Below are 21,143 nucleotides of genomic sequence, written 5' to 3' on the forward strand. Positions count from 1 at the left end.
GTCGGGTTTCCGGAAGTATTCCAGATCAGGCGTATTGGAGGTCGGCGGTCGTAATTCCCGAGGCCGAAACGGTGAAGTCGTAGTGCGCGCGCCACCCCTCGGATCCCCGCGGCGCCCAGTGGACGAGCAGTTTCCGGCCGTCGTCCCGCCGTTCGGCGACCGAGAGGACGCGCAGCGTCCCGCCGATGACCTCGTCGCGCGCCCACGCCCGGATCGCCGCGCGGCCCGCGATGGTGCGCGACACGTCGACCACCTCGCCGTCCGGGGCGAACGACTCCGCGAGGGCGTCCAGGTCGCGGGCGTTGACGGCGTCGACGTACGCCTCGACGGCCGGCAGGACGTCCGGGGCCGCCGGCGGCTCGTCGCTCCCGCAGCCCGCGACCAGCGCCACCAGCACGGCGGCGCCCAGGCGCGCCCTCACCGCAGCAGCGTGCCGCCGGACGCGGTGACGTCCGAGAGCACGCCGTCGACGCGGGCCAGGACGTCCGCCGGCAGTTCGAGGTGCGCGGCCGACAGGTTCTCCTCGATGTGCGCGGGCGTGCGGCTCCCGGGGATCGGCACGACGTCGGGCCCGCGGTGCAGCAGCCACGCGAGCGCCAGCCGCCCCGGCGACACCCCCAGATCCGCCGCGATCTCCCGCACCGCCGCGTACGACTCGCGGTTCGCGGCGAGGTTCGCGTCGTCGAACCGGGGGTTGTTCCGCCGGAAGTCGCCGTCCCCGACCTTCTCGACCGTCCCGGTCAGGAACCCGGCGCCGAGCGGGCTCCAGGCGACGAGGCCGACGCCGAGCTCCCGCGCGGCGGCGAGCAGCTCCGGGTCGACGGGCCGCCACATCGACCACTCGGTCTGGACGGCCTGCACCGGATGGGCGGCGTGGGCGCGCCGCAGCTGGTCGGCCGTCACGTTCGACAGGCCGAAGTACCGGACGAGCCCGTCCGACACCAGCTCCCCGACCGCGCCCGCGGTGTCCTCGATCGGCACCTGAGGGTCCGGGAAGTGCGGGTAGTACAGGTCGATGACGTCGGTCCCCAGGTTGCGCAGGCTCGCCTTCGCGTACCCGCGGACGTGCCGCGGATCGCAGTTGACCGCCAGCTCCCCGAACGCGAACCCGACGGGGAACGGGTGCGGCTCGACGCCCTCGGGCAGGTTGAAGCCGAACTTCGTCGCGACCGCGACGCCGTCCCGCCGCCCCCGCAACGCCCGTCCGACCAGCCGCTCGTTGTGCCCGTCCACCCCGTAGCCGTCGCTGGTGTCGACGAACGTCGCGCCGTGGTCGAACGCGTGCCGCAGCGCCGCCAGCCCCCGCTCGTCGTCGACCTCCCCGTACACGCCCGGCGACAGCACCATCGCACCGAAGCCGACCGCCGACACCTCGAGCCGTCCGAGGGAACGGGTGGGAAGGATGCTCACAGGATGCTCCTCAAGATCGGATGCCCCCAGCGTGGGCCCGCCACCCCCCACCCGTCCAAGACCAGCCGTCATAGCCACCGGTTATCGACCCTACGCCGCGTCCCCGAGCCGACCGCCGGCCAGGCGGAACACCGCCTCCCTGCCTATCCCGCCAAGGCGGGCCGCGGTCAGTACGGGCGCGTGATGGTGCCGCTGTTTCCCCAATCGCCATAGGTGATGGAGTAGAGCGAATGGACGGTGTCGGACGCCGACAAGGCCGTCCACAGGTCGATGTCGAGCCGCTTCGGGAGATGCTCGCGGGTGGTGACGAGGGTGTAGGTCACCTGGGTGAGGCTTCCGCCGAACGACCGGTAGAAGGCCCCCACCGGCCCGCTCGCCGCGAGAGCACCGCCGCGGGCCGTCCCCCTGAAGGTGACCGTTCCGCCATCGGTGTCGCGCTGGAGCGGCGTGCTGTTGCGCAGTAGTTCGAGGACGTTGTACGGGGAGCTGACCAGGCGGACGTTCGACGCCATCCATACGTGCGGGTCACCGGTGCCATCGGCATCGCTCTCAGTGGAATGACAGTGCTTCGGTGCGTCCCGGAGATAAGCGCAGTTCCCCAGGATGATGACACGCCTTTCCAAGGCGTCGCCGACGAGGGGGTCCCCGTGCGGGTGGCGCACGGTGAGGTCGTAGCCGGTGCTCTGCCCGGGGCGGTAGTGCAGCCGTCCCCGTGCCTCGAATGCCTCGTCGCTCTGCGATCTGAACCCTTCGGCGGTGAAACCGGCGGTCCGTCGCCGCCCGACCGCCCCTTCGACGGCGTCGGCGACCTCAGACGGCGTGGTCGGGACGTCGCTCTGCGATGCGGGGTTCGTCCGGACGGGCACAGGGTCATCGTTCGGTGGGGCCGGAGCCCGTACCTCGTCGTCCGGAATCGCGCTGGGAACCGGGGTGCCGGAGCGGTCGACCGCCAGCGCGGCGCCGCCGGCGACGGCGATCACGGCGGCGACGATGCCGCCGGTCAGGAGGCGGCGGCGCGGGCGGTGCGGCCGGGGCATCCGGACGGTCGTCCAGCGCGCCGTGCGCTCGTCGGCGAGCGTCGCGTCGTCGGCCATCGCGAGGGCGCGCCCCTGGGCGAGGGCCTCCTCGGCGGCGATCGGACCGTCCGAGTGCTCCAACAGGCGCAGCAGGATCTCCCGCCCTGTGGGACGCCGGGCCGGGTTCTTGTGCAGGGACCTCTGCACGAGTTCGCGCAGCGGGCCGTCGAGACCGCCGAGGTCCGCGTCGCCCTTGACGATCCGGTTGAGCACGGCGGGGATCGTGTCCTGCCCGAAGGGCGGACGGCCGTTCGCCGCGAACGCGATCGTGGCGGCCCACGCGAACACGTCCGCTGCGGGCCCGACGGTGTCGCCGGCGAGCTGCTCGGGCGCCATGTAGGACGGCGTGCCGATGACCGAGCTGCTCGCGGTCGCCGTGGCGTCGACGGCGCGCGCGACACCGAAGTCGATCACCCTGGGACCGTCCGGGCCGACCAGGACGTTCCCCGGTTTGAAGTCGCGGTGGACGATGCCCGCCTGGTGGATCGCCGCGAGGGCGGTGGCCGTCCCGATCGCGAATCGGTACAAGGACGGGCCGCTCTGCGGGCCCTCCGTTTCGACGAGCCGCCGTAGCGAGGGCCCGTCGACGAACTCGGTGACGACGTAGGGGACGCCGTCGTCTTCGCCGGAGTCCAGGATTTCGGCGGTGCAGAAGGAGGCCACCCGGCGAGCCGCTACGAGTTCCTTGCGGGCGGCGTCGCGGGAGCCGGCGCGATCGTGCAGCACCTTGACGGCGGCACGGCCGTCGGGTCCTTCGGCGAGGTACACGACGCCTTGGCCGCCCTCGCCGAGCCGTCCGATCAGCCGGTGGGCGCCGATGCGCTCGGGGTCCCTGGAAGTCAGCGGTGTGCAGGCGTGCGATGAGCCGGAGGTGCGGTCGGAGGCCTGCATCGGGTGACCTTTCGGATCCGGAGGTTTTCGTTCACTTCGCGCGGGCGTGTGCCATGGTTCGGTTACCGCGCGCAACGCCTATGTGTGACGATCCAGGCGCTGAAGCCGTTTACGGACTGACTGTATTGTTAACTCGATCAACACAAATACTAGCCCTTGATGGACATGTACCATTGTGCCTCGTATGCTCCAGGTCACGTTGCTTGGGAGGGCAGGTGAACCGTGGGGCATGGACGTCACCGCCGGCGACACGACGAGGGGCCGGCACCGTTCGGGACGATCGCCGCGCAGGTCGCCGGACTGTCGGAACTCGCCGACGAGGCGTTGTCGGCGATCACCGTCGCGGACCTCAGGGAGTTCCTGGTCGCGGCGGCACCGGAGCACGCCCGCCGGCTGCTGAGCGTCGTCCGGCTCGGTGCGGCGGGGAAGGCCACCGAGCGGTCCGCGGACATGCTGCTTCGCACCCTGCGGAACGGTGAACCGGGACGGCGGCGGCACATCCGCCTCCTGATCGCCGCCCCCTGGCTGCACGCCCTCGGCAACGTCGACCGGCTCGACGCCGCCGCCTGCGCGCGGTTGCTGGATCCGGCGACCGCCCCGGAGGTCCTCGATCGGGCGCCCGCGTTGAAGACCCTTCTGCGATGGACGATTCCGGACTCGATCGCCCACTGGTGCCTCTTGTGCGCGATCGAGGAGGACCGGCCGCTCGCCCCCGTGGCACTCGCCCTGCTCGGCGACCGTCCCGCCGCCCGCTCGGCCTGGAACGGACTGGTGCGCGAGCATCCCGCGCTGCCGGCGATCCCGATCGACCTCCCGACCCTACGAGATCTCGCATGCCGGCCGCCCGAGCCGCACGCGGAGAGCGAGTGCTCCATGACGACCCGCCCCTCCCTGGAAGAGCTCGCGATCGCACTCGACGAGCTGCGCGGCCGCTTCGCCCTCGCGGCCGAGGCCGCCGATCGCACCGCCGCGCGTCTGCGCATGGAGCGTCGTCCCGACGACGGCGACGTCCGCCTCGTCACGGCCGCGGTCGCCGAACTGGACGACCTGCGGGCCCGGATAGACGCCGCCGCGCCGGGACTGGACGCGGCCTCACTGCCCGAGCTCCTGGACGCCGTGCGGGGCGCGATGGCGGGGCGTCGCCAGGAGGATCGAGTCCGTGCGCTGCGCGGATTGACCGGTCCCGACGCGGTGGCCGAGGCGGTGCGCGAGGTCCGTGCCGCGGCGGTGTCCGGCGACGGGCCCGGTCTCGCCGGCCTCGCCGAGCTCATCGAGGTGACGCGGGACGCCCCGGCCCGTGCGGCGGAACTGGCCGGCGGAGTCGTGGAAGAACTGCCGGAGCGGTGGCAGAAGCTCGTGTACCACGCCATCGCGGGCCAGCTCTCCGTCACCGACACCGATGACGGCGGCCCGGACGGTCCCGGCTCCGGTGATGACCCCGGCCCCGTGCCGGACGCGGGACCGCCCGCGGCGGAGGAGCCGGAGGCTCCGGTGGCGGCGATCCCCGAGCCGGAACGGGCGGCGGCCGAACCCGACCCCGCAGCGGCCGAGCCGTCCGAGCCGTCGGAGTCCGAGCCGTCCGGATCCCCGGTGGCGTCCGGCGGTGGAGCGGCGCCCTGCGGTGCCGACGAGGACGGACTGGTCGGATTGGACGCGTTCCTCGAGGACGTCGCCCGTAAAGAGACCGCCGTGCACCGACCGTCCCGCGCGGACGCGGCGGTCCCCCGGCCACGGGAGGCGGCGGACGCACGCGGCACGGACGGCGGGAAGGAAACGGTGCGGCGGGGAGCCGAGCAGCGGCCCGACAAGGCGGGCGCGGAGCACGAGCCCGGCCGCCCGACGCGGGCCGAGACCGCCGGGCCGGACGAACCCGACCGCGGCGGCCTTCTCCCGGACGGCTTCGCGGAAGCGGAGGCCGCGGCGTTGCGCGCCGGACGGTTCGGGCTCGCCGGATGGCTGCGGCGAGCGGCGGGACGGCCCGGCGCGGAGGTCGACGCGCGCTGGTGCGCCGGACTCGCGGTGGAAACGGCGCAGCCCACCGGGCTGCTGTCGTCGGAGTTCGTCGCCCGGGCCCGCCACCTGGACGCCAGGGCGCTGGCCGACGACCCGGCGGGCGGGGTGCTGGCGTGGGCCGCCGCCATTCGCGCCGGGCTCGTGTACCCGGAGGCGACACGACCGCTGGAGAGCCTGAACGTCGTGGTGTCGCGATACCCCGTGCTCCGAGAATGCGGCGAAGCCTTCATGGAGGCCGCCCGGAGCGGAGTGCACCTCTCCCCGGGGACGGACAGGTGGGTCCGCGGTGCCGCGGGCGTGATGGACGCCCGCCGCGGACTCGCGCGCGAGGCGGGACGGCTGCTGGAGGAGGCGCCGCACCGCACCGTCAAGCTGCCGCGCGCCACCGAGGTGTGGAAGGCGCTGGTGGCACGGGACGGCGAGCTGGCGCACCTGCTGCGGGTGGCCGCGGCGGACGACGCGGCACGGGCGGCCGAAACGGCGGCACGGGTCGTCCGGCTGCGCGGCGGGGACGGCATCGAACGGCTCATCGACGAGACCGACGCACGGATCAACCGCCCCAAGAAGGGCAAGCGCATCATCGCCGGGGCGCGGAACAGGCTGTACGGGCTGATCGACTCCACGCTGCACGTCGTGGGCCGGTGGGCGACCGTCGCGCAGCAGGCGGGCGACCACGCGCCGGACACGCCCGAATGGCTGGCCGGGCCGCTGCAGCGGCTCCGGGAGACGATCGGGGAGCGGCGGCCGCGGATCGACGACGCGTTGGCGGAGATGGCCGCGGACGGACCCGGCCCGGCGGCCGCCGCGGCCGTCCGCACCCTGCTGGAAAGCGCGTTCGCACTGCTGGACGGCGAGCCGCTCCCGGAAGCCGAACCGGTCGCCGACCGGCTGCTCAACCGGGACCTGCTCCTGGCCGCCGGGCTGCCGGTGGACCCGCGGACGTTCGCGCCGGACCGGCCGCCGACGGCGGCGGAGCTGACCGCGGTGGCGGCGGACGGGCCCGACTGGACGGCGGCGTTCGAGGCCCGGGCGGCGCGGTTCGACCACGTGGGGACGGACGCGATCGTGGCCGTCGTCCAGATGTCGGACGCGGACGCCGCGGCGCGGTTGCGGGCGCGCCGCGACGAACTGGTGGGGCGGGCGCGTGAGGATCGTGTCCGCCGGGTGGAGGCGATGCGCGACCAGGTCGCGCGGTCGGTCCGGGACGGCCTGATCAGCCCGGACCGCGGGGACCGGATCGAGGAGGCGCTGCGGGGCCTCACCGGCGACCGCGACGACTTCGACCGGGTGGGGCGGCGCCTGGACGAGCTGGCCGCCGACCTGGACCGTCTCCGCGCGGAGGGCATCGCGCGGCTCCGGTCCCGGCTGGCCGGCGAGGCCGCCGGGCTGGACCCGGCGGACGTCGCGCGGATCGAGCGGCACATCGACGCGGACGACCTGATCACCGCCCGGGAGTTCCTCGCTCAGCTGGCCGACGGCCGGCCGCTCCCGGCACGGCCCGGCGAGACCGACTTCGTGCGGTTCTATCCGGCGTTCCCGGAGGCGTTCCATCACGCCGCGATGCGGGCGGGCGGCCGGGCCCGCAAGTACGAGACCGGCGGGCCGCTGACGGAACTGCAGGAGGCGCTGATCGCCGGCCGTGAGGTTCACGACCGGGAGCTGGAGACCCTGTTGCGGGGGGCGGGGATCAGCATTCCCGCCCTCCGGGAGCCCGACCGCCGGGTGGCCGGAGAGGGCCTGCGCAAGTGGCTCAACCTGCGTGACAAGGGCCAGAACAAGACGCCGGGGAACCTTCGGTCGATGATCGACGCGATCCTGAAGATGGTCGGGCTCGAGGGGCGGCAGGGCGACGCCGAACGCTCCGGCGACCGGCAGTGGATCGACCTGGAGGACGTCAAGTTCGTCAAGACGAAGACCGGAGTGCTGCTGCCGGCCTTCGGCACGCAGATGAGCCCGTCCGGGCAGCGGCTGACCCTGCTGCTGCTGTGGGGACGTCCCGGTTCGCCGCAGCTGATCGAGCTGCTGAAGGAGCGCCCCGAGGGCACGACCGTGCTGGTGCTGTACTTCGGGGTGCTGTCACGGGACGACCGCGAGCAGCTCGCCCGCGCGACGCTGGGGCGCCCCGCACCCGTCGCCGGGGTCCTCGACGACGCGGCGATCGGGTACCTCGCCTGCCGCTCCCAGGACTGGGCGGCTTCGGTGGCGGTGATGGCCCCGTTCACCGCCACGAACCCGTACGCGCCGGGTCGCGACGTCCCCGAGGAGATGTTCTTCGGGAGGTCCGAGCAACTCCGGAGCGTCACCGACCCCAAGGGGCCGTCGTTCGTGTACGGAGGCAGGCAGCTCGGCAAGTCGGCGCTGCTGCGCAAGGCCGAACGGCACATCCTCGACACCGACCCGGAGCGGAAGGTCATCCTGGACAACATCCAGGCGGTCGGCGCGAGCTCGGTGAGCATGTGGCCGCAGCTCGCCGACCGGCTCGCGCAGGAGGGCGTGGTCCGGCGCGGCCTCACCGAACGCGAGCCGGTCGTCGACGGGGTCAAGGAGTGGATCCGCAGCGACCCGCGCAGGCAACTACTGATCCTCCTGGACGAGGCGGACCGGTTCCTGAACCAGGACGCCGACGGCGGGCGGTTCGAGGACGTCATCGCCCTGCGGAACCTCATGCTGGACACCGACCGCCGGGTCAAGGTGGTGTGGGCGGGCCTTCACCAGACGGCCAGGTTCGAGAGCCTGCCGAACCAGCCGCTGGCCCACCTCGGCACGCCCATCGCCGTCGGTCCGCTGGACCCGCAGGACGCCTTCGACCTCCTCGTCCGGCCGCTGGCCACCCTCGGGTACACCTTCCCCGAGACGCTCGCCGCGCGCGTCATCGCCGAGTCGAACAACGCGCCCGCGCTCGTCCAGCTGTTCGCCGAGAAGCTGCTGGCGCGACTGCGCGGCAATCCGCGGCCGCTTCCGTACGAGATCACCCGCGAGGACGTGGCGGGCGTCTGGCGCGACAAGAAGCTGATGGAGCAGTTCCAGAAGCTCTTCGATCTGACCCTCAACCTGGACAAGCGGTACAAGGTCATCGCCTACGCGGTGGCACTGCAGGCCATCGCCGAGGGCGCCGACACCGCGCTCACCGTCCAGGAGTTGCGGGACGAATGCCGCTACTGGTGGGCGGACGGCTTCCGGGGCTGCACAGGAGACGACTTCCAGAGCCTGCTGGACGAGTGCGTCAACCTCGGCGTCCTGGGCACGGACGGCGAGCGCTACCGGCTGCGCACCCCGCACATCCTGACGCTGCTGGGCGGCGAGCGGGACGTCGAGAACGTCCTGCAGAGCACGGCCGACTTCGAGGACCCGGAGCAGTTCGACGCGCACTCCTACCGGATGGTGTACCGGGACGGGCCGGAACGGTCGCCCCTGAGCCTGGCGCAGCTGACCGGGCTCCTGCGCCCCCGGCCCCGCGTGCACGTCGTGGCCGGATCCGCCGCCCTGCACGTTGAGCGGGTCGCGGCCTCCATGGAGAGCGCGCAGGCGCGCCGGCCGAACCTCACGGTCCAGGTCGTCCGCCCCGGGGAGCGGTCGTTCGACGGTGCGGTGCGCAGAGCCCGCATGAACGCCGGGCACGACGTGATCGTCGTGGACCTTCAGGGAGCCTGCGACACCGGCCGGTTCGAACGGCGGCTCGCCGAGGCCGCGACCGCCGTCGAGGACCGTTCGGGGCAGGGCACGCTCGCGATCGTGCTGGTGACCGGACCGGCGTCGGCTCCCGCGTGGGCACGCTTGAACACCGACGACGACGTCCGCCTGGTCGGGTTGCGGCGGTTCGACGCGCCCGCGGTCCGGCAGTGGATGTGGGAGGACTCCCTGGGGTTCCCCGACGACGCCGGCCAGCGGGAGCTGGTGCGCCGCACCGGCGGCTGGCCGACGCTGGTCGGCCGGGTCGTCACCCTCGTCGCCGAGCACGCCGGCGACGCCGACCAGACCCTCGACCACGTCCTGGCCCAGCTGTGGGAACGGCCGCAGACGCTCCTGGAGGACACGGGGGTGCAGGCGGACGAATGCATCGCCGCGGCGTGGCGGGTGCTGTGCGCCGACGGCGAGGAGCTCCGCGATTCCGCGGAAGGGCTGGCCGCGCTGCTGTCGGCCTACGGCGAGGACGGCACGCCGATGCTGACTCCCGGTGACCTGGCGACGCACGGCTACACGGGGACGCACGACCTGGTCGAGGCGCTGCAACTGCTCGGCGCGCTGGTGCCCGGGGACGGCGGCCTCTGCTGCGAACCGGTGCTCGCCGAGGCGACGCGCCTCGCGCACCGGCCGACGGGGCGGGCGTGACCCGCGCCGGTGCCGCGGCCGGCGAGGTGCTGCGCGCCGTCGCCGCCGAGGTACTGGACCGTCCGTCCGGCGCGCGCATCGCCCCGTCGCCGGACGTGTTCGTCGAGGAGCGCTTCGAGATGCTGCTGGACATCGTCGAGCGGTTCCCCGCCGTGCGCCGCCGGGCGGCGGAACGGCTGGCGGCGTCGGGCCCCGACGACGAGGCGCGCGCACTGGCCGCCGTGCTGCTCCATCCCGACGGCGGCGTCGTCCGGACGGCCCGCCGCTGGATCGAGCCCGGCCGGGACCGTGCGGCGGAGCGTAGGGAGCGCAAGATCGAGGACCTGCGGCGGCGGCTCGGCGTCGCCAACGGGCGGCTGGAGTACGCGCGGCGCGACGCCGCCGACCACGCCCGCGCGCTCGAGGCGGCGGGGGAGGCATTGGCCGAACGGGACGTTCGGATCGCCGATCTCCGGCATCGGCTGGAGAACGAGCGCCTCCGCCGAACGGACCCGCGCGGCCTCGCCGCCGCGCTGCTCGCCCTGATTGAGGGAGCGTCCGAAGCGCCCGGCGACGGCGCCGCACCCGTCACGGACGACCGGGCGCCCGCGGTGGACGTCGTGTGGCGGGCGCCGGAAGGGCTGGTCGCGGCCCTGCGGGCGATCGTGGATCCGTCGCCGCCGCCGGTCGCGGCCGTGCGGGAGCTGGACCTGCGGGTCGTGCCGCTCGGCGGGGACGACCACATCGGCGGGTCGTGCCTGCTGGTCGAGGCGGGCGGGACGCGGGTCCTCGTCGACGCCGGGCTGCGGCCGGGCGAACCGGGCGGGGCGCCGCGCGACATCGGGCGGGCGCTCGACGGGCCGCTCGACGCCGTCGTCGTGACGCACGCCCACACCGACCACTGCGGGTACGTGCCCGCGCTGGTCGCGCGGCGGCCGGGGCTGCGGGTCGTCGCGACTCCGCAGACCGCGGCGCTGATGCCGGCGATGTGGGCCGACACCGTGAAGGTGATGGCGGGACGGGCGCGCAGCCGCGCCCGCTGGGGCGACGCCGGGGGCGCGGCCCTCTACGGGCGCGGCGACGTCGCGGCGGCGGTGCGGCGCTGCGAGGAGCTGGCGTTCGGGGCGTCCCGCCGGATCGGGGCGCTGACCGTCGAGCTCTTCCCGGCGGGGCACGTCCTCGGCGCCGCGGGAGTCGTGGTGCGCGCCGGGGGACGGCGCGTCGTCGTCACCGGGGACATCTCCGGCTTCCGGCAGGAGACCGTGGACGGGTACGCCGTTCCGGAGTCGGCGCGCGGCGCCGATCTGCTGGTCATGGAGTCGACGTGCTGCACCGAGGACCACGACGACCGCGGCATGCGGGTCGGGGAGCTGGTGCGGGCGGTCGCCGAGGTGCACCAGGGCGGGGGCCGGGTGCTGATCCCGGCGTTCGCGCTCGGCCGCGCGCAGGAGCTCGCGTTGATCATGCGGCGTCACCTGCCGGAGGTGCCGGTGCGGATCGACGGGATGGCGGCCGAGCTGGCCGCCGAGTTCGAGGCCCTCGATCCGTCCCTGCGCATCCTCGGCGGCGGGACGGCGGTGGCGGCGCGGCCGGGCGAACTGGACACGTTCCGGACGGGCGTCGTCATCTCGACGTCCGGGATGCTGAACGGCGGGCCCGCCGTCCAGTGGGCGCGCCGGATTCTGCCGGAGCCCGGGAGCGCCCTGTTCGTCTCCGGCTACCAGGACGAGGAGTCGCCCGGACGCGCGCTGCTGGACCTGGCGGACGCGCGCGGGACGTTCGCGTTGCCGGACCACGGCGGCGAGGTCACGGTTCCGGTGCGGGCGCGCGTCGCGACGATGCGGCTGTCCGCCCACGCCGACCGACGGGGGCTGCTCGACGTCGTCGACGAGGTCGCGCCCCGGGAGACGATGCTCGTGCACGGGGTTCCGCGGCGGCAGCGGGCCTTCGCCGAGATCCTGCGGGTCCGCGATCGGGCGACCGCCGGCACCGGCCCGTGGCGTCCGTGATCGGCGGGCGGAACGCGGGGTGACTGGATAATGTCCTATTGGGGTATTGGGCGTATCGTGTGTCGTAAATGATCAGAGAGTCGGTCGAATCGGCTTTTCAATGGCGGATTATGACGAAAAGTCGTTGATCAGTTGGGTGGCTTGAGTGAATGGCGGCGCGGGTAGAAACGGGGCGACGTCCTTCGATTTTCCCCGGAGTGGTGATGAGCTTCTCTCGCCCCTGCCTGGCCGCTCTCGGCGCGGCCGTCCTCGCCGTCGGTTCGGTCGTGTGGCCCGCGTCCGCGTCGGCGGCCGGAGTCCGGTACGTCGCGCTCGGTGATTCGTACTCGTCCGGGACGGGCGCGGGGGATTACGATCCCGCGAGCGGTTCCTGCACGCGCAGCGCGAACGCCTATCCGAATCTGTGGGCCGCGCAGAACGACACCGAATCGTACGAGTTCGCCGCGTGTTCCGGGGCGACGTCGACGGACGTCGCGAGCGGGCAGCTCGGCGCGCTGAGCGACGCGACGACGCTCGTCAGCATCACGGTCGGGGGGAACGACGCGGGGTTCTCGGACGTGATGCTGACGTGCGTCCTGCAGTCGACGTCGGCGTGCGAGAGCCGGGTCGCGGAGGCCGAGCGGTACATCGCGAACACGCTGCCGGGCCGGCTCGACGACCTGTACGGGAAGATCCGCGACCGGGCGCCCGAGGCGCGGGTGGTGGTGCTCGGGTACCCGCGCCTCTACACGATCGTCAGCGGCTGCGTCGGCATCGGCACCACGAAGCGGCAGGCGCTCAACGGCGCGGCGGACGTCCTCGACGAGACGATCGAGAAGGCCGCGGCCCGCGCCGGGTTCGTCTGGTCGGACGTCCGCGACGAGTTCGACGGGCACGAGCTGTGCTCCGGGGACGACTGGCTCAACTCGGTCGCGTGGCCCTTCGAGGACTCCTACCACCCGACGGCGCTCGGCCAGCGGCTCGGCTACCTGCCCGCGTTCTCCGGGTCGGCCGCCCGCAGCGCGCTGACCTGAACCGCGACGGCGAGGCACATCAGCAGCGCGCTCGCCCAGGCGGGGGAGCGGAGGCCGAGGCCCGCGCCGATCGCCGTGCCGCCCAGCCACGGGCCGAGGACGGCGCCCGCGTTGAAGGCGGCGGTGGCGAAGCCGCCGGCGAGCGTGGGCGCCGCGGCGGCCGCCCGCAGGACGCGGGCGATCAGCGCGGGGCCCGTCCCGAACGCGAGCATGCCCTGCACGAAGACGAGCGCCGTCGCGGCGGCCGGGTTCCCGGCGGTGAGGGCGAGCGCCGTCCAGCCGGCCGCGAGGCCGCCCGCGCCGGTGAGGACGACGGCGGTGGGGTGCGCGTCGGCGGCCCGGCCGCCGAGGGCGACGTCGGCGAACGCGCCGGCGCCGAACAGGGCCAGGACCGCCGGCACCCACGCTTCGTCCAGCCCGGTGACCCGGGTGGTGAGCGGCGCCAGGTAGGTGAAGGTGCAGAACGTCGCGGCCTGGACGAGCGCGTTGGTCAGCAGTGCGAGGAAGACGCGGCGGTTTCTGAGGGCGCGCAGTTCGCGGCGGGGGTTCGGGACGTCGGGACGCTCGTCCGGGATGGTCCGGGCGATGGCGGCGACGGCGGGCAGGGACACGAGCGCGACGGCCCAGAAGGCGGACCGCCAGCCCCAGTGCCCGCCGAGCGCCGCGCCGGCGGGCACGCCGACCACGCACGCGACGGTGACGCCGCCGACCACGACGGCGGTGGCGCGGGCGCGGGCGTCCGGCGGGACCAGGCGGACGGCCGCCGCGAGGGCGACGGCCCAGAATCCGGCGTTCGCGAACGCGGCGGCGACGCGGGTGACCAGCAGCACCGCGTAGCCGGGGGCGAGGGCGCCGACGACGTGCACCGCGATGAAGACGAGCAGGAACGCCAGGAGGGCGCGGCGGTGGGGGCTGCGGCGGGCGAGGAACGACATCAGCGGCGCGCCGACGGCCATCCCGGCGGCGAACGCGGACGTCAGCAGCCCCGCGGTCGGGACCGACACGTCCAGGTCGGCGGCGATGCCGGGCAGCAGGCCGGCGAGCATGAACTCCGAGGTGCCCTGGGCGAACACGGCGAGCCCGAGGACGTAGACGGCGAAGGGCAAGGAGACTCCCGAGACGTCGGACGGCACGGAACGGCCTCGTCCGGGACGCGCCGAACGTGCGCGCGTCGGCCGGGGAGGCCCGGATGTCGCGGGATGCGTGCCGCCGAGTCGATCCGGATGCCGATGTGGGGAGGCGCTTCCGGGTTTCGGAGTGGTCTGGCAGAGATCTGGAGAGGCCCCGGGTGACGCTTTCGGCGGGTTCGTCCGGGGACGGTGCCGGATGCGTGGGCGGGCGGCGAGAAGGGGGTCCCTGGAAGCCCGCCGTGACGGCGGCGGGCGAGGCGGCGTCCGCTCTGCTCGGAGCCGGGTGCGCGGCCAGGATAGCAGCGCGAATTTGATCTACAATGTAAAGGCGGTCACCGGCACAGCGTCCGGTACCCGGCCAGGCCGATCGGGACCGGCGCCCAGTGCGTGACGATCCGGAACAGCAGGACCGCGTGCAGGGCCGGGCCGGCGGGGACGGCCAGCAGTGCGAGCGTCCCGACGAGCGCGGCCTCGGTGGAGCCCGCGCCGCCCGGCGACGGGACCGCCGCGCCCGCCGCGGCGCCCACCATGTAGGCGGCGACGAGCGCGAACGCGTCGCCGGGGCGTGCGGACGTCCCGGGCACGGCGAGCACGCTCAGCGCGAAGGCGGTCCCGAGCGTGCAGGTCGTCGCGGCGGACGCGGCGAGGACGACCGCGAGGTCGCGGGGGCGGCGGCGCAGTTCGGTGAGCGCGGCGGCCGCCCGCCGGACGGCGGGGGAGCGGGCCGCCCAGAACGCCGCGGGGACCAGCAGGGCCGCGGCGGCGAGGGCGGGGACGGGCGGGACGTGCCCGGCGATCCGGGCGGCCCGCTCGGCGAGCGCGCCGGTGAACCCGCCGTCCGCGCCGCCGAGTCCGACGACGAGGCAGAGCAGCGCGAGGTCGGCGGGGAGCCCGGCGACGCGGAGCGCGGCGACGGTGACCGCGGCCCGGCCCGCCGTCGAGCCGTGCCGGACCAGGTACCGGGTGTTGACCGCGAGGGCGCCGAGCCCGCCCGGGGTGATCCGGTTGGCGGCGGACGCCGTGCACTGCGCCAGCGCCGTGCCGGCCAGCGGCAGCGGACGTCCGGCGGCGCGGCGCAGCGCCACGGCGGAGAGCACGTAGTGCAGGGCCGTCAGCGCGACCAGGGCGGGGACGAGCCCCCAGCGCACCTCGCCCAGGCGCGCCGCGGGCTCCCGGACGGCGAACAGCGCGGCCGCGGCGAGCGCCAGGGCGCCGGCCGCCAGTGCGGTCCGGCGAAGCCGGGACGCGGACGGGCGCGAGGCGATCGGCTGCACGCCCCCTTTGTCCGGGCCGGACGTGACGCGGGCGCGACGCCGAACTGAACGCCGCCGGGACGTTGCGCGGCACGTCCGGGCGGCGGATCGGCGCTTGGCGCTCTCCATAGATCCTTTTCACATGCTGATTAGGTCGCGCTACACTGAGTGACGCATCCGTGACGGGGGAGAGTGACGGCGATGACGAGCGCGCACCAGCGCCTGGGCGAACGCATGAGGGACTTCCACGACACGGGCGAGGTGCCCCGCGTGCCGCGCCCGCGCGCCCCCGACGCCGACCGGGCGGTCGTGCTGACCTGCAGCGACTACCTGGCGCTCGGCGAGCATCCGGCGATCACCGGGGCGATGATCGCGGGCCTGCGGGCGGCGGACGCGGGCGAGACGGTGTCGCGGGCGCGCCGCCCGCCCGCCGATCATCCGCAGGTCGCGCTGGGGGACGCGTTCGCGCGGCACATGGGCGCGCGGGCCGGGGTGTTGTGCCCGTCCGGGTGGGCGGCCAACACCGGGCTGATGCAGGTGGTGGCCGGTCCGGACGTGCCGGTGTACCTGGACGCGCTGGCGCACCTGTCGCTGTGGGAGGGGGCGCGCGCGGCCGGGGCGGAGATCGCGTACTTCCGGCACAACGACCTCGACCATCTGCGGCGGCGGATCGAGGTGGGCGGGTCCGGGGTCGTCGTGGTCGACGCCGTGTACGGGACGAGCGGGGCGCGGTGCCCGCTCGACGCGCTCGTCCGGCTGGCCGAGGAGCGCGACTGCCTGCTGGTGGTGGACGAGTCGCACTCGCTGGGCGTGCGGGGGGAGCGCGGCGAGGGCCTGGCCGGGGAGCTGGGGCTCGGCGGCCGTGTCGACTTCCGCACCGCGAGCCTGTCGAAGGCGCTGCACGCGCGGGCGGGGCTGATCGTCTGCGATCGTCCGGGGTTCGCCGACTACTTCGTCGACACGGCGTTCCCGGCGGTGTGCGGGTCGGCGCTGCCGGCGCACGACGTCGCGGGGCTCCGGGCGGCGCTGGGCATCGTGCGGGAGGAGGGCTGGCGCCGGGAGCGGCTGCGCGCGGTGACCCGCCGCCTGCGGGACGGCCTGGCCGGGCTCGGCTACCGGCTGGTCGACGCCGACACGCAGATCGTCGCGGTGGAGACGGGCACGGAGCCGGACGCCCTGCTGCTGCGGGACGCGCTGATGGAGCGGGACGTGTTCAGCGCGGCGCTGTTCCAGCCGGCGGCGTCGCCGCACCGCAACCTCGTCCGGCTGTCGGCGCACGCGGGGCTGACCGACGACGACGTGGCGCTGGTCCTGGCGGTGTGCGAGGAGGTCCGCGACCGGATGCCGCTGCCGCGCTCGTGAAGGGGCGCCCGGTCAGGCGGCGGGGATGTAGCGCTGGTCGCGGGTGCGGGAGCCGATGTAGCGGAGCATGCTGCGCAGCGCCCAGTGGTTGAGGCCGGTGGGGATCATGCGGTAGCCCTGCCGGTTCGCCGCGGCGAGCGCGGCGAACCGGGCTTGGTCGAGGGCGCTCCAGGGGATGTCGAAGCGGTCGCGGACGATCGTCGGCAGGCAGCCGAAGGTGACGAGCCGCAGGGGCCGCTCGGCGACGATCCGTCCGGCGCGGTCGAGGCGGGGGCCGCCGACGGGCAGGAGGGTGACGGTGTCGGAGCCGTGCCGGGCGATCTCGAGGGCGCGGGCGGCGGCGGGGGTGAGTTCGAGGCGTTCGGCGCAGACGTGCCAGAACTTGGACCGGAAGGCGGCGTAGTCGGTGGGGACCGGGCGCATGCTGACGCCGTAGCGGGAGTACCACGTGACGGTCTCGGCGTACATGCGCTCGTGGTCCTCGGCGGTGAGGGTGCCGGGGTGGAACAGCTCGGCGGCCTTGAAGATCTCCCACGTGAAGGTGGCGTGCGCCCACCAGAACGTCTCGGGTTCGAGGGCGTGGTAGCGGCGGGCGTGCTCGTCGACGCCCCCGATGCCGCGGTGCAGGTCGCGGACGGCGCGGCCGCGGTCGTCCGCGTCCGGGGCGAGGATCGTGGCCCAGATCTGCGGGACGGACCGGTGGATGCGGTCGAACGGGGCGTCGAAGAACGCGGAGTGCTCGGTGACGCCGGCGCCGATCCCGGGGTGCAGGAGCTGCAGCAGCCCGGCGGCGGCGCCCGGCAGCAGGGAGCGCACGTCGGCCGCGTGCCGCCACAGCAGGGTGCCGGGGCCGAGCGGGGCGCGGGCGGCCGTCGGGGGCGAGGCGGGCATCGCACCTCCTGGTCGGGGGTCGCTCACCTTCGAGCGTAGAGCCGCGCACCCCGTGAGACAAGAGGCAAGTTTTGTCGCACGCGCGCCCCCGCCGCGCCCGTCCGGCGCGATCCAGGCCGGCCGGACGGACGGACGGGCGTCGCGCGGCGCGTCAGGCGGTGGCGGGCTTGTAGACGGCGACGGCGCAGGCGCTGCCGAGGCCGATGTTGTGCTGGAGGGCGACGCGGGCGCCGTCCACCTGGCGGGCGCCGGCCTTGCCGCGCAGCTGCCAGGTCAGCTCGGCGCACTGGGCGAGGCCGGTGGCGCCGAGCGGGTGCCCCTTGGAGATCAGCCCGCCGGAGGGGTTGACGACCCACTTGCCGCCGTAGGTGGTGGCCTGGTCGTCGACGAGCTTGTGGCCCTCGCCGACCTCGGTCATGCCGAGCGCCTCGTAGGTGATCAGCTCGTTGGCGCTGAAGCAGTCGTGCAGCTCGATGACGTCGACGTCCTCGATGCCGACCTGCGCCTCCTCCATGGCGGCGCGGGCGGCGCGCTGCGAGCAGCCGAACCCGACGACCTGGATGGACGAGTTGTCCTCGAAGCTCGCGGGGGTGTCGGTGGTGATGTTGTGCCCGGCGATCTCGACGGCCTGGTCCCACAGGTCGTGCTCGTCGAGGAACCGCTCGCTGACGACGAGCGCGGCCCCGGCGCCGTCGGAGGTGGGGGAGCACTGCAGCTTGGTGAGCGGGTCGAAGATCATCGTGGCGTTCTTGACGTCGTCCAGCGAGTACTCGTCCTGGAACTGCGCGTACGGGTTGTTCACCGAGTGCTTGTGGTTCTTCCACCCGATCCAGGCGTAGTGGTCGGGGGTGGAGCCGTACTTCTCCATGTGCTCGCGCCCGGCGTTGCCGAACATCTGCGGCATCGGCGCCTTGTCCAGCTCCCACTCGCGGCCCGCGGTCATCGAGCGCAGGTGGTGGTCGATGATGGTGACCTTGGAGTCCATGCCCGCGCCGAGCGAGCCCTTCTTCATCTTCTCCATGCCGAGCGCGAGCGCGCAGTCGGCGAGCCCGCCGCGGACGGCCTGGCGGGCGAGGAACAGCGCGCTGGACCCGGTGGCGCACGCGTTCATGACGGTCATCACCGGGATGCCGGTCATGCCGGTCTCGTAGAGCGCGCGCTGGCCCATCGACCCGTACATCGAGCCGGCGTAGGCCATCTCGATCTTGTCGTAGCCGACGCCGGCGTCCTCGAGGGCCTTGCCGACGGCCTCCTTGGCCATGTCGGGGTACTCCCAGTCGCGGGAGCCCGGCTTCTCGAACTTGGTCATGCCCACGCCGACGACGAAGGTGCGGTTGGCCATCAGGCTCGCCTCTCTCGTACCGAATCCAGTTCGGGACACGATAACCCGGAGGCGCTTCCAAGCGTTCGCTTGGTTCCCGATGATCGGGATCACCGAGGGGCGTTCCGGCAGCTCGGCCCGCCGATCCGCCCCCTCGTCCGCATCCGGCCCGGCCCGCCTCCCGGCGGTGGACGGACGTCAGCCCGGCAGCTCCGCGGCGAGCGCGGCGACGAACGCGTCGACGTCCTCCTCGGTGGTGTCGAACGAGCACACCCAGCGGACCTCGCCCGTCCGCTCGTCCCACACGTAGAACGCGAACCGTTCGCGGAGCCGCTCGCACACGTCCTTCGGCACGATCGCGAACACCGTGTTGGCCTGCACCGCCTGGGTGATCTCCACGCCGGGCAGCGCGCCCGCGCCGCCCGCCAGCCGCCGCGCCATCGCGTTGGCCCGCGCGGCGTTGCGGTGCCACAGGTCGCCCTCGAGCAGCGCGACGAGCTGCGCCGACACGTACCGCATCTTCGACGCCAGCTGCAGGCTCGACTTGCGCAGGAACTCGACCCCGCGCGCGGCGTCCGGGTTCAGGACGACGACGGCCTCGCCGAGCAGCAGCCCGTTCTTCGTCCCGCCGAACGACAGGACGTCCACGCCCGCGTCGGTGGTGAGCGCCCGCATCGGGACGCCGAGCGCCGCGGCCGCGTTGGCGAGCCGGGCGCCGTCCATGTGGACGCCGAGGCCCCGCTCGTGCGCCGCCGCCGCGACCGCCGCGACCTCCTCCGGGGTGTAGACCGTCCCGAACTCGGTGCTCTGGCTGATCGACACCACGGCGGGCTGCGCGCGCTGCACGCTGCCGAACCCGACGGCGAGCCGCTCCACCGCCGCGGGCGTCAGCTTCCCGTCCGGCGCGGGCGCGGTGACGAGCTTGATGCCCGCGATCTTCTCCGGGGCGCCGCACTCGTCGGTGTTGATGTGCGCCGAGTCGGGGCAGATCACCGCGCTCCACCGCTCCGACATGGCCTGCAGGGCGACCACGTTCGCGCCCGTCCCGTTGAACACCGGGTACGCCTCGGCCCGCGCGCCGAAGTGCTCCCGGACGACCTCGCGGAGCCGCGCCGTCACGGCGTCGTCCCCGTAGGCGGGCTGGTGGCCCTCGTTCACCGCCGCGAGCGCCGCGAGGATCTCGGGATGGACGGACGCCTGGTTGTCGCTGGCGAATCCGCGGCGGGCGGCGGGGGAGGTCGGCTCCGGAGTGGTCAAGGCGGGTTCCGTTCGGCTAGACGACGAGCACGCGCCCCGCACCGCGCCGGTCCGCCGCGGCGGCGCCGGGGACGACGGCGCACGGGACGCCCGGGACCACGGCACCGCGCGCACGACCGCGCCGCGCACGACCGCGCCGCGCCCCGCATGCGACGATACGCCCGTTCACCACCCTCTCCGCCCACACGGCCGCCCCGGCCGTCCTCGCCGGGCGGGACGGGTCAGGCGGGGCGGTCGGCGATGTTCTGGACGGGGGCCGGTTCGGGGTCGGAGGTGTGCAGGACCAGGCGGGCGCGCAGGGAGTCGAGATCGTCGCCGAGGCGGGCCATGTTGGCCTGGACGTCGCGCCACAGGCCGGTGCGCTGCTCGAGCTGGGCGAGGCGGGCGCGCAGGTCGTCGATGCGGCGGTCGGCGGTCTCCAGGCGGGTGCCCTGTTCGGCGGTGTCTCGGCCGGCGCGGACGAGGCCCGCGATGATCGCCGACACGTCCCGTTCGGTGTCGTCGATGCGCTCGTCGATGCGCGGCAGGAGGCGGTCGTTGAGCTGGGCGACGAGCGAGTCGAGTTCGGTGCGGAGCGCGCGGAGTTCGGCGTCCCGCGCGTGGACGGCGTCCTCCAGGGCGCGCAGGCGCGCGGAGTGGGTGGGCAGCAGCCGTTCGAGGTCGGCCGACCGTTCCAGGTCCCGGCCCAGTCTGCAGAGGAGGGCGGCGCCTCCGCGCAACTGGCGTTCCGCCTCCGCGGCGGCACGGCGGACGAGACCCGGGATAACGGTCATGGTGCTCCCCCCAGGGGCCGGCGACGGGATGCTCCTTTAACTCTAGGCGAACGGGTCGTGAACGGTTTATGCAATTCACGTGTCGGTTCGGTTAACCGGCGCCGACGGCGCGAACCGGCCCTGCGGGCCGGGGGTCGGCGGCCGCCGCGCCGCGTTCCGCGGTCGCGGCCCCGGGACGTCCTGCCCGGACGGGCGCGCGGTGCGGCCCCGTGCGGGCGGCGGCGGCGCGAGGCACGTGCACAGCCCCCGCCGGAGGATGAGAAGAGCGCGGTCGGAAGTGTAGTCGGCCCGGTCGAGAGCCGGGCGGACGCGGTGACAGGTCAGGCACAGCAATGTTCCATCCTCCCCCTGGTCGCCGGGAGCGGGCCGACCCCCGTCGGCCCCGGTCCGCCGCCCCGCACGCATTCCCCCCGGCCCGACGGCCTCGCAGGGCTGG

At 74.4% G+C, this 21,143-nt stretch carries 13 protein-coding genes; 4 read left to right on the plus strand and 9 right to left on the minus strand.

The annotated features are described in order from the left end of the window. Positions 1–25 precede the first annotated feature (25 nt). The 3 genes from AB0L25_RS23275 to AB0L25_RS23285 form a co-directional block, all read right to left on the minus strand. A complete protein-coding gene (locus tag AB0L25_RS23275; RefSeq protein ID WP_500174753.1) occupies positions 26–421 on the minus strand; it encodes a nuclear transport factor 2 family protein in 396 nt (131 codons plus the stop codon). Then, a complete protein-coding gene (locus AB0L25_RS23280; RefSeq protein WP_500174754.1) occupies positions 418–1,410 on the minus strand; it encodes an aldo/keto reductase in 993 nt (330 codons plus the stop codon). Before AB0L25_RS23280 ends, AB0L25_RS23275 begins: the two co-directional genes overlap by 4 nt. Positions 1,411–1,577: 167 nt before the next feature. Continuing rightward, a complete protein-coding gene (locus tag AB0L25_RS23285; RefSeq protein ID WP_500174755.1) occupies positions 1,578–3,377 on the minus strand; it encodes a serine/threonine-protein kinase in 1,800 nt (599 codons plus the stop codon). A gap of 222 nt (positions 3,378–3,599) precedes the next feature. On the opposite strand from AB0L25_RS23285, the gene AB0L25_RS23290 reads away from it, so the two are divergent. The 3 genes from AB0L25_RS23290 (at position 3,600) to AB0L25_RS23300 (ending at position 12,720) form a co-directional block, all read left to right on the plus strand. After that, a complete protein-coding gene (locus tag AB0L25_RS23290) occupies positions 3,600–9,719 on the plus strand; it encodes a hypothetical protein (RefSeq protein WP_500174756.1) in 6,120 nt (2,039 codons plus the stop codon). Next, positions 9,716–11,707, plus strand: a complete 1,992-nt coding sequence (locus AB0L25_RS23295; RefSeq protein WP_500174757.1) for an MBL fold metallo-hydrolase — start codon at positions 9,716–9,718, stop codon at positions 11,705–11,707. Before AB0L25_RS23290 ends, AB0L25_RS23295 begins: the two co-directional genes overlap by 4 nt. Before the next feature lie 203 nt (positions 11,708–11,910). After that, positions 11,911–12,720: an SGNH/GDSL hydrolase family protein gene (locus AB0L25_RS23300; RefSeq protein ID WP_500174758.1), complete on the plus strand. Its 810-nt coding sequence runs from the start codon at positions 11,911–11,913 to the stop codon at positions 12,718–12,720. On the opposite strand, the gene AB0L25_RS23305 is transcribed toward AB0L25_RS23300, so the two are convergent. Then, complete coding sequence (locus tag AB0L25_RS23305; RefSeq protein WP_500174760.1) at positions 12,672–13,826, minus strand: Cmx/CmrA family chloramphenicol efflux MFS transporter; 1,155 nt, start codon at positions 13,824–13,826, stop codon at positions 12,672–12,674. The genes AB0L25_RS23300 and AB0L25_RS23305 overlap by 49 nt on opposite strands. A 356-nt stretch (positions 13,827–14,182) precedes the next feature. Then, positions 14,183–15,124: a lysylphosphatidylglycerol synthase transmembrane domain-containing protein gene (locus AB0L25_RS23310; protein WP_500174762.1), complete on the minus strand. Its 942-nt coding sequence runs from the start codon at positions 15,122–15,124 to the stop codon at positions 14,183–14,185. Positions 15,125–15,304: 180 nt separating this feature from the next. Here AB0L25_RS23310 and AB0L25_RS23315 point away from each other — a divergent pair, with 180 nt between their 5' ends. Continuing rightward, positions 15,305–16,465 carry an aminotransferase class I/II-fold pyridoxal phosphate-dependent enzyme gene (locus AB0L25_RS23315; RefSeq protein ID WP_500174763.1) on the plus strand — a complete coding sequence of 387 codons (1,161 nt, stop codon included), beginning with the start codon at positions 15,305–15,307 and terminating at the stop codon, positions 16,463–16,465. Positions 16,466–16,477: 12 nt separating this feature from the next. Here the strand turns inward: AB0L25_RS23315 and AB0L25_RS23320 are convergent, their stop codons facing one another. The 4 genes from AB0L25_RS23320 to AB0L25_RS23335 form a co-directional block, all read right to left on the minus strand. Beyond that, positions 16,478–17,356, minus strand: a complete 879-nt coding sequence (locus tag AB0L25_RS23320; RefSeq protein ID WP_500174764.1) for an oxygenase MpaB family protein — start codon at positions 17,354–17,356, stop codon at positions 16,478–16,480. Positions 17,357–17,507: 151 nt separating this feature from the next. Next, complete coding sequence (locus AB0L25_RS23325; RefSeq protein WP_500174766.1) at positions 17,508–18,698, minus strand: thiolase C-terminal domain-containing protein; 1,191 nt, start codon at positions 18,696–18,698, stop codon at positions 17,508–17,510. A gap of 177 nt (positions 18,699–18,875) precedes the next feature. Then, on the minus strand, positions 18,876–19,934 hold the full coding sequence (locus AB0L25_RS23330) for a threonine aldolase family protein (protein WP_500174768.1): 1,059 nt from the start codon (positions 19,932–19,934) through the stop codon (positions 18,876–18,878). A 221-nt stretch (positions 19,935–20,155) separates the two neighbouring features. Then, a complete protein-coding gene (locus AB0L25_RS23335; protein ID WP_500174770.1) occupies positions 20,156–20,707 on the minus strand; it encodes a hypothetical protein in 552 nt (183 codons plus the stop codon). Between the last annotated feature and the right edge of the window lie 436 nt (positions 20,708–21,143).

This window comes from Spirillospora sp. NPDC052242 (assembly GCF_040679555.1).
In the GTDB taxonomy this organism is placed as follows: domain Bacteria; phylum Actinomycetota; class Actinomycetes; order Streptosporangiales; family Streptosporangiaceae; genus Spirillospora.

Excerpts from the sequence above, each read along its gene's own strand:
- AB0L25_RS23285 (WP_500174755.1), bottom strand. The coding sequence starts at position 3,377 with ATGCAGGCCTCCGACCGCACCTCCGGCTCATCGCACGCCTGCACACCG.
- AB0L25_RS23300 (WP_500174758.1), top strand. The coding sequence starts at position 11,911 with ATGAGCTTCTCTCGCCCCTGCCTGGCCGCTCTCGGCGCGGCCGTCCTC.
- AB0L25_RS23315 (WP_500174763.1), top strand. The coding sequence starts at position 15,305 with ATGACGAGCGCGCACCAGCGCCTGGGCGAACGCATGAGGGACTTCCAC.
- AB0L25_RS23320 (WP_500174764.1), bottom strand. The coding sequence starts at position 17,356 with ATGCCCGCCTCGCCCCCGACGGCCGCCCGCGCCCCGCTCGGCCCCGGC.
- AB0L25_RS23325 (WP_500174766.1), bottom strand. The coding sequence starts at position 18,698 with ATGGCCAACCGCACCTTCGTCGTCGGCGTGGGCATGACCAAGTTCGAG.
- AB0L25_RS23335 (WP_500174770.1), bottom strand. The coding sequence starts at position 20,707 with ATGACCGTTATCCCGGGTCTCGTCCGCCGTGCCGCCGCGGAGGCGGAA.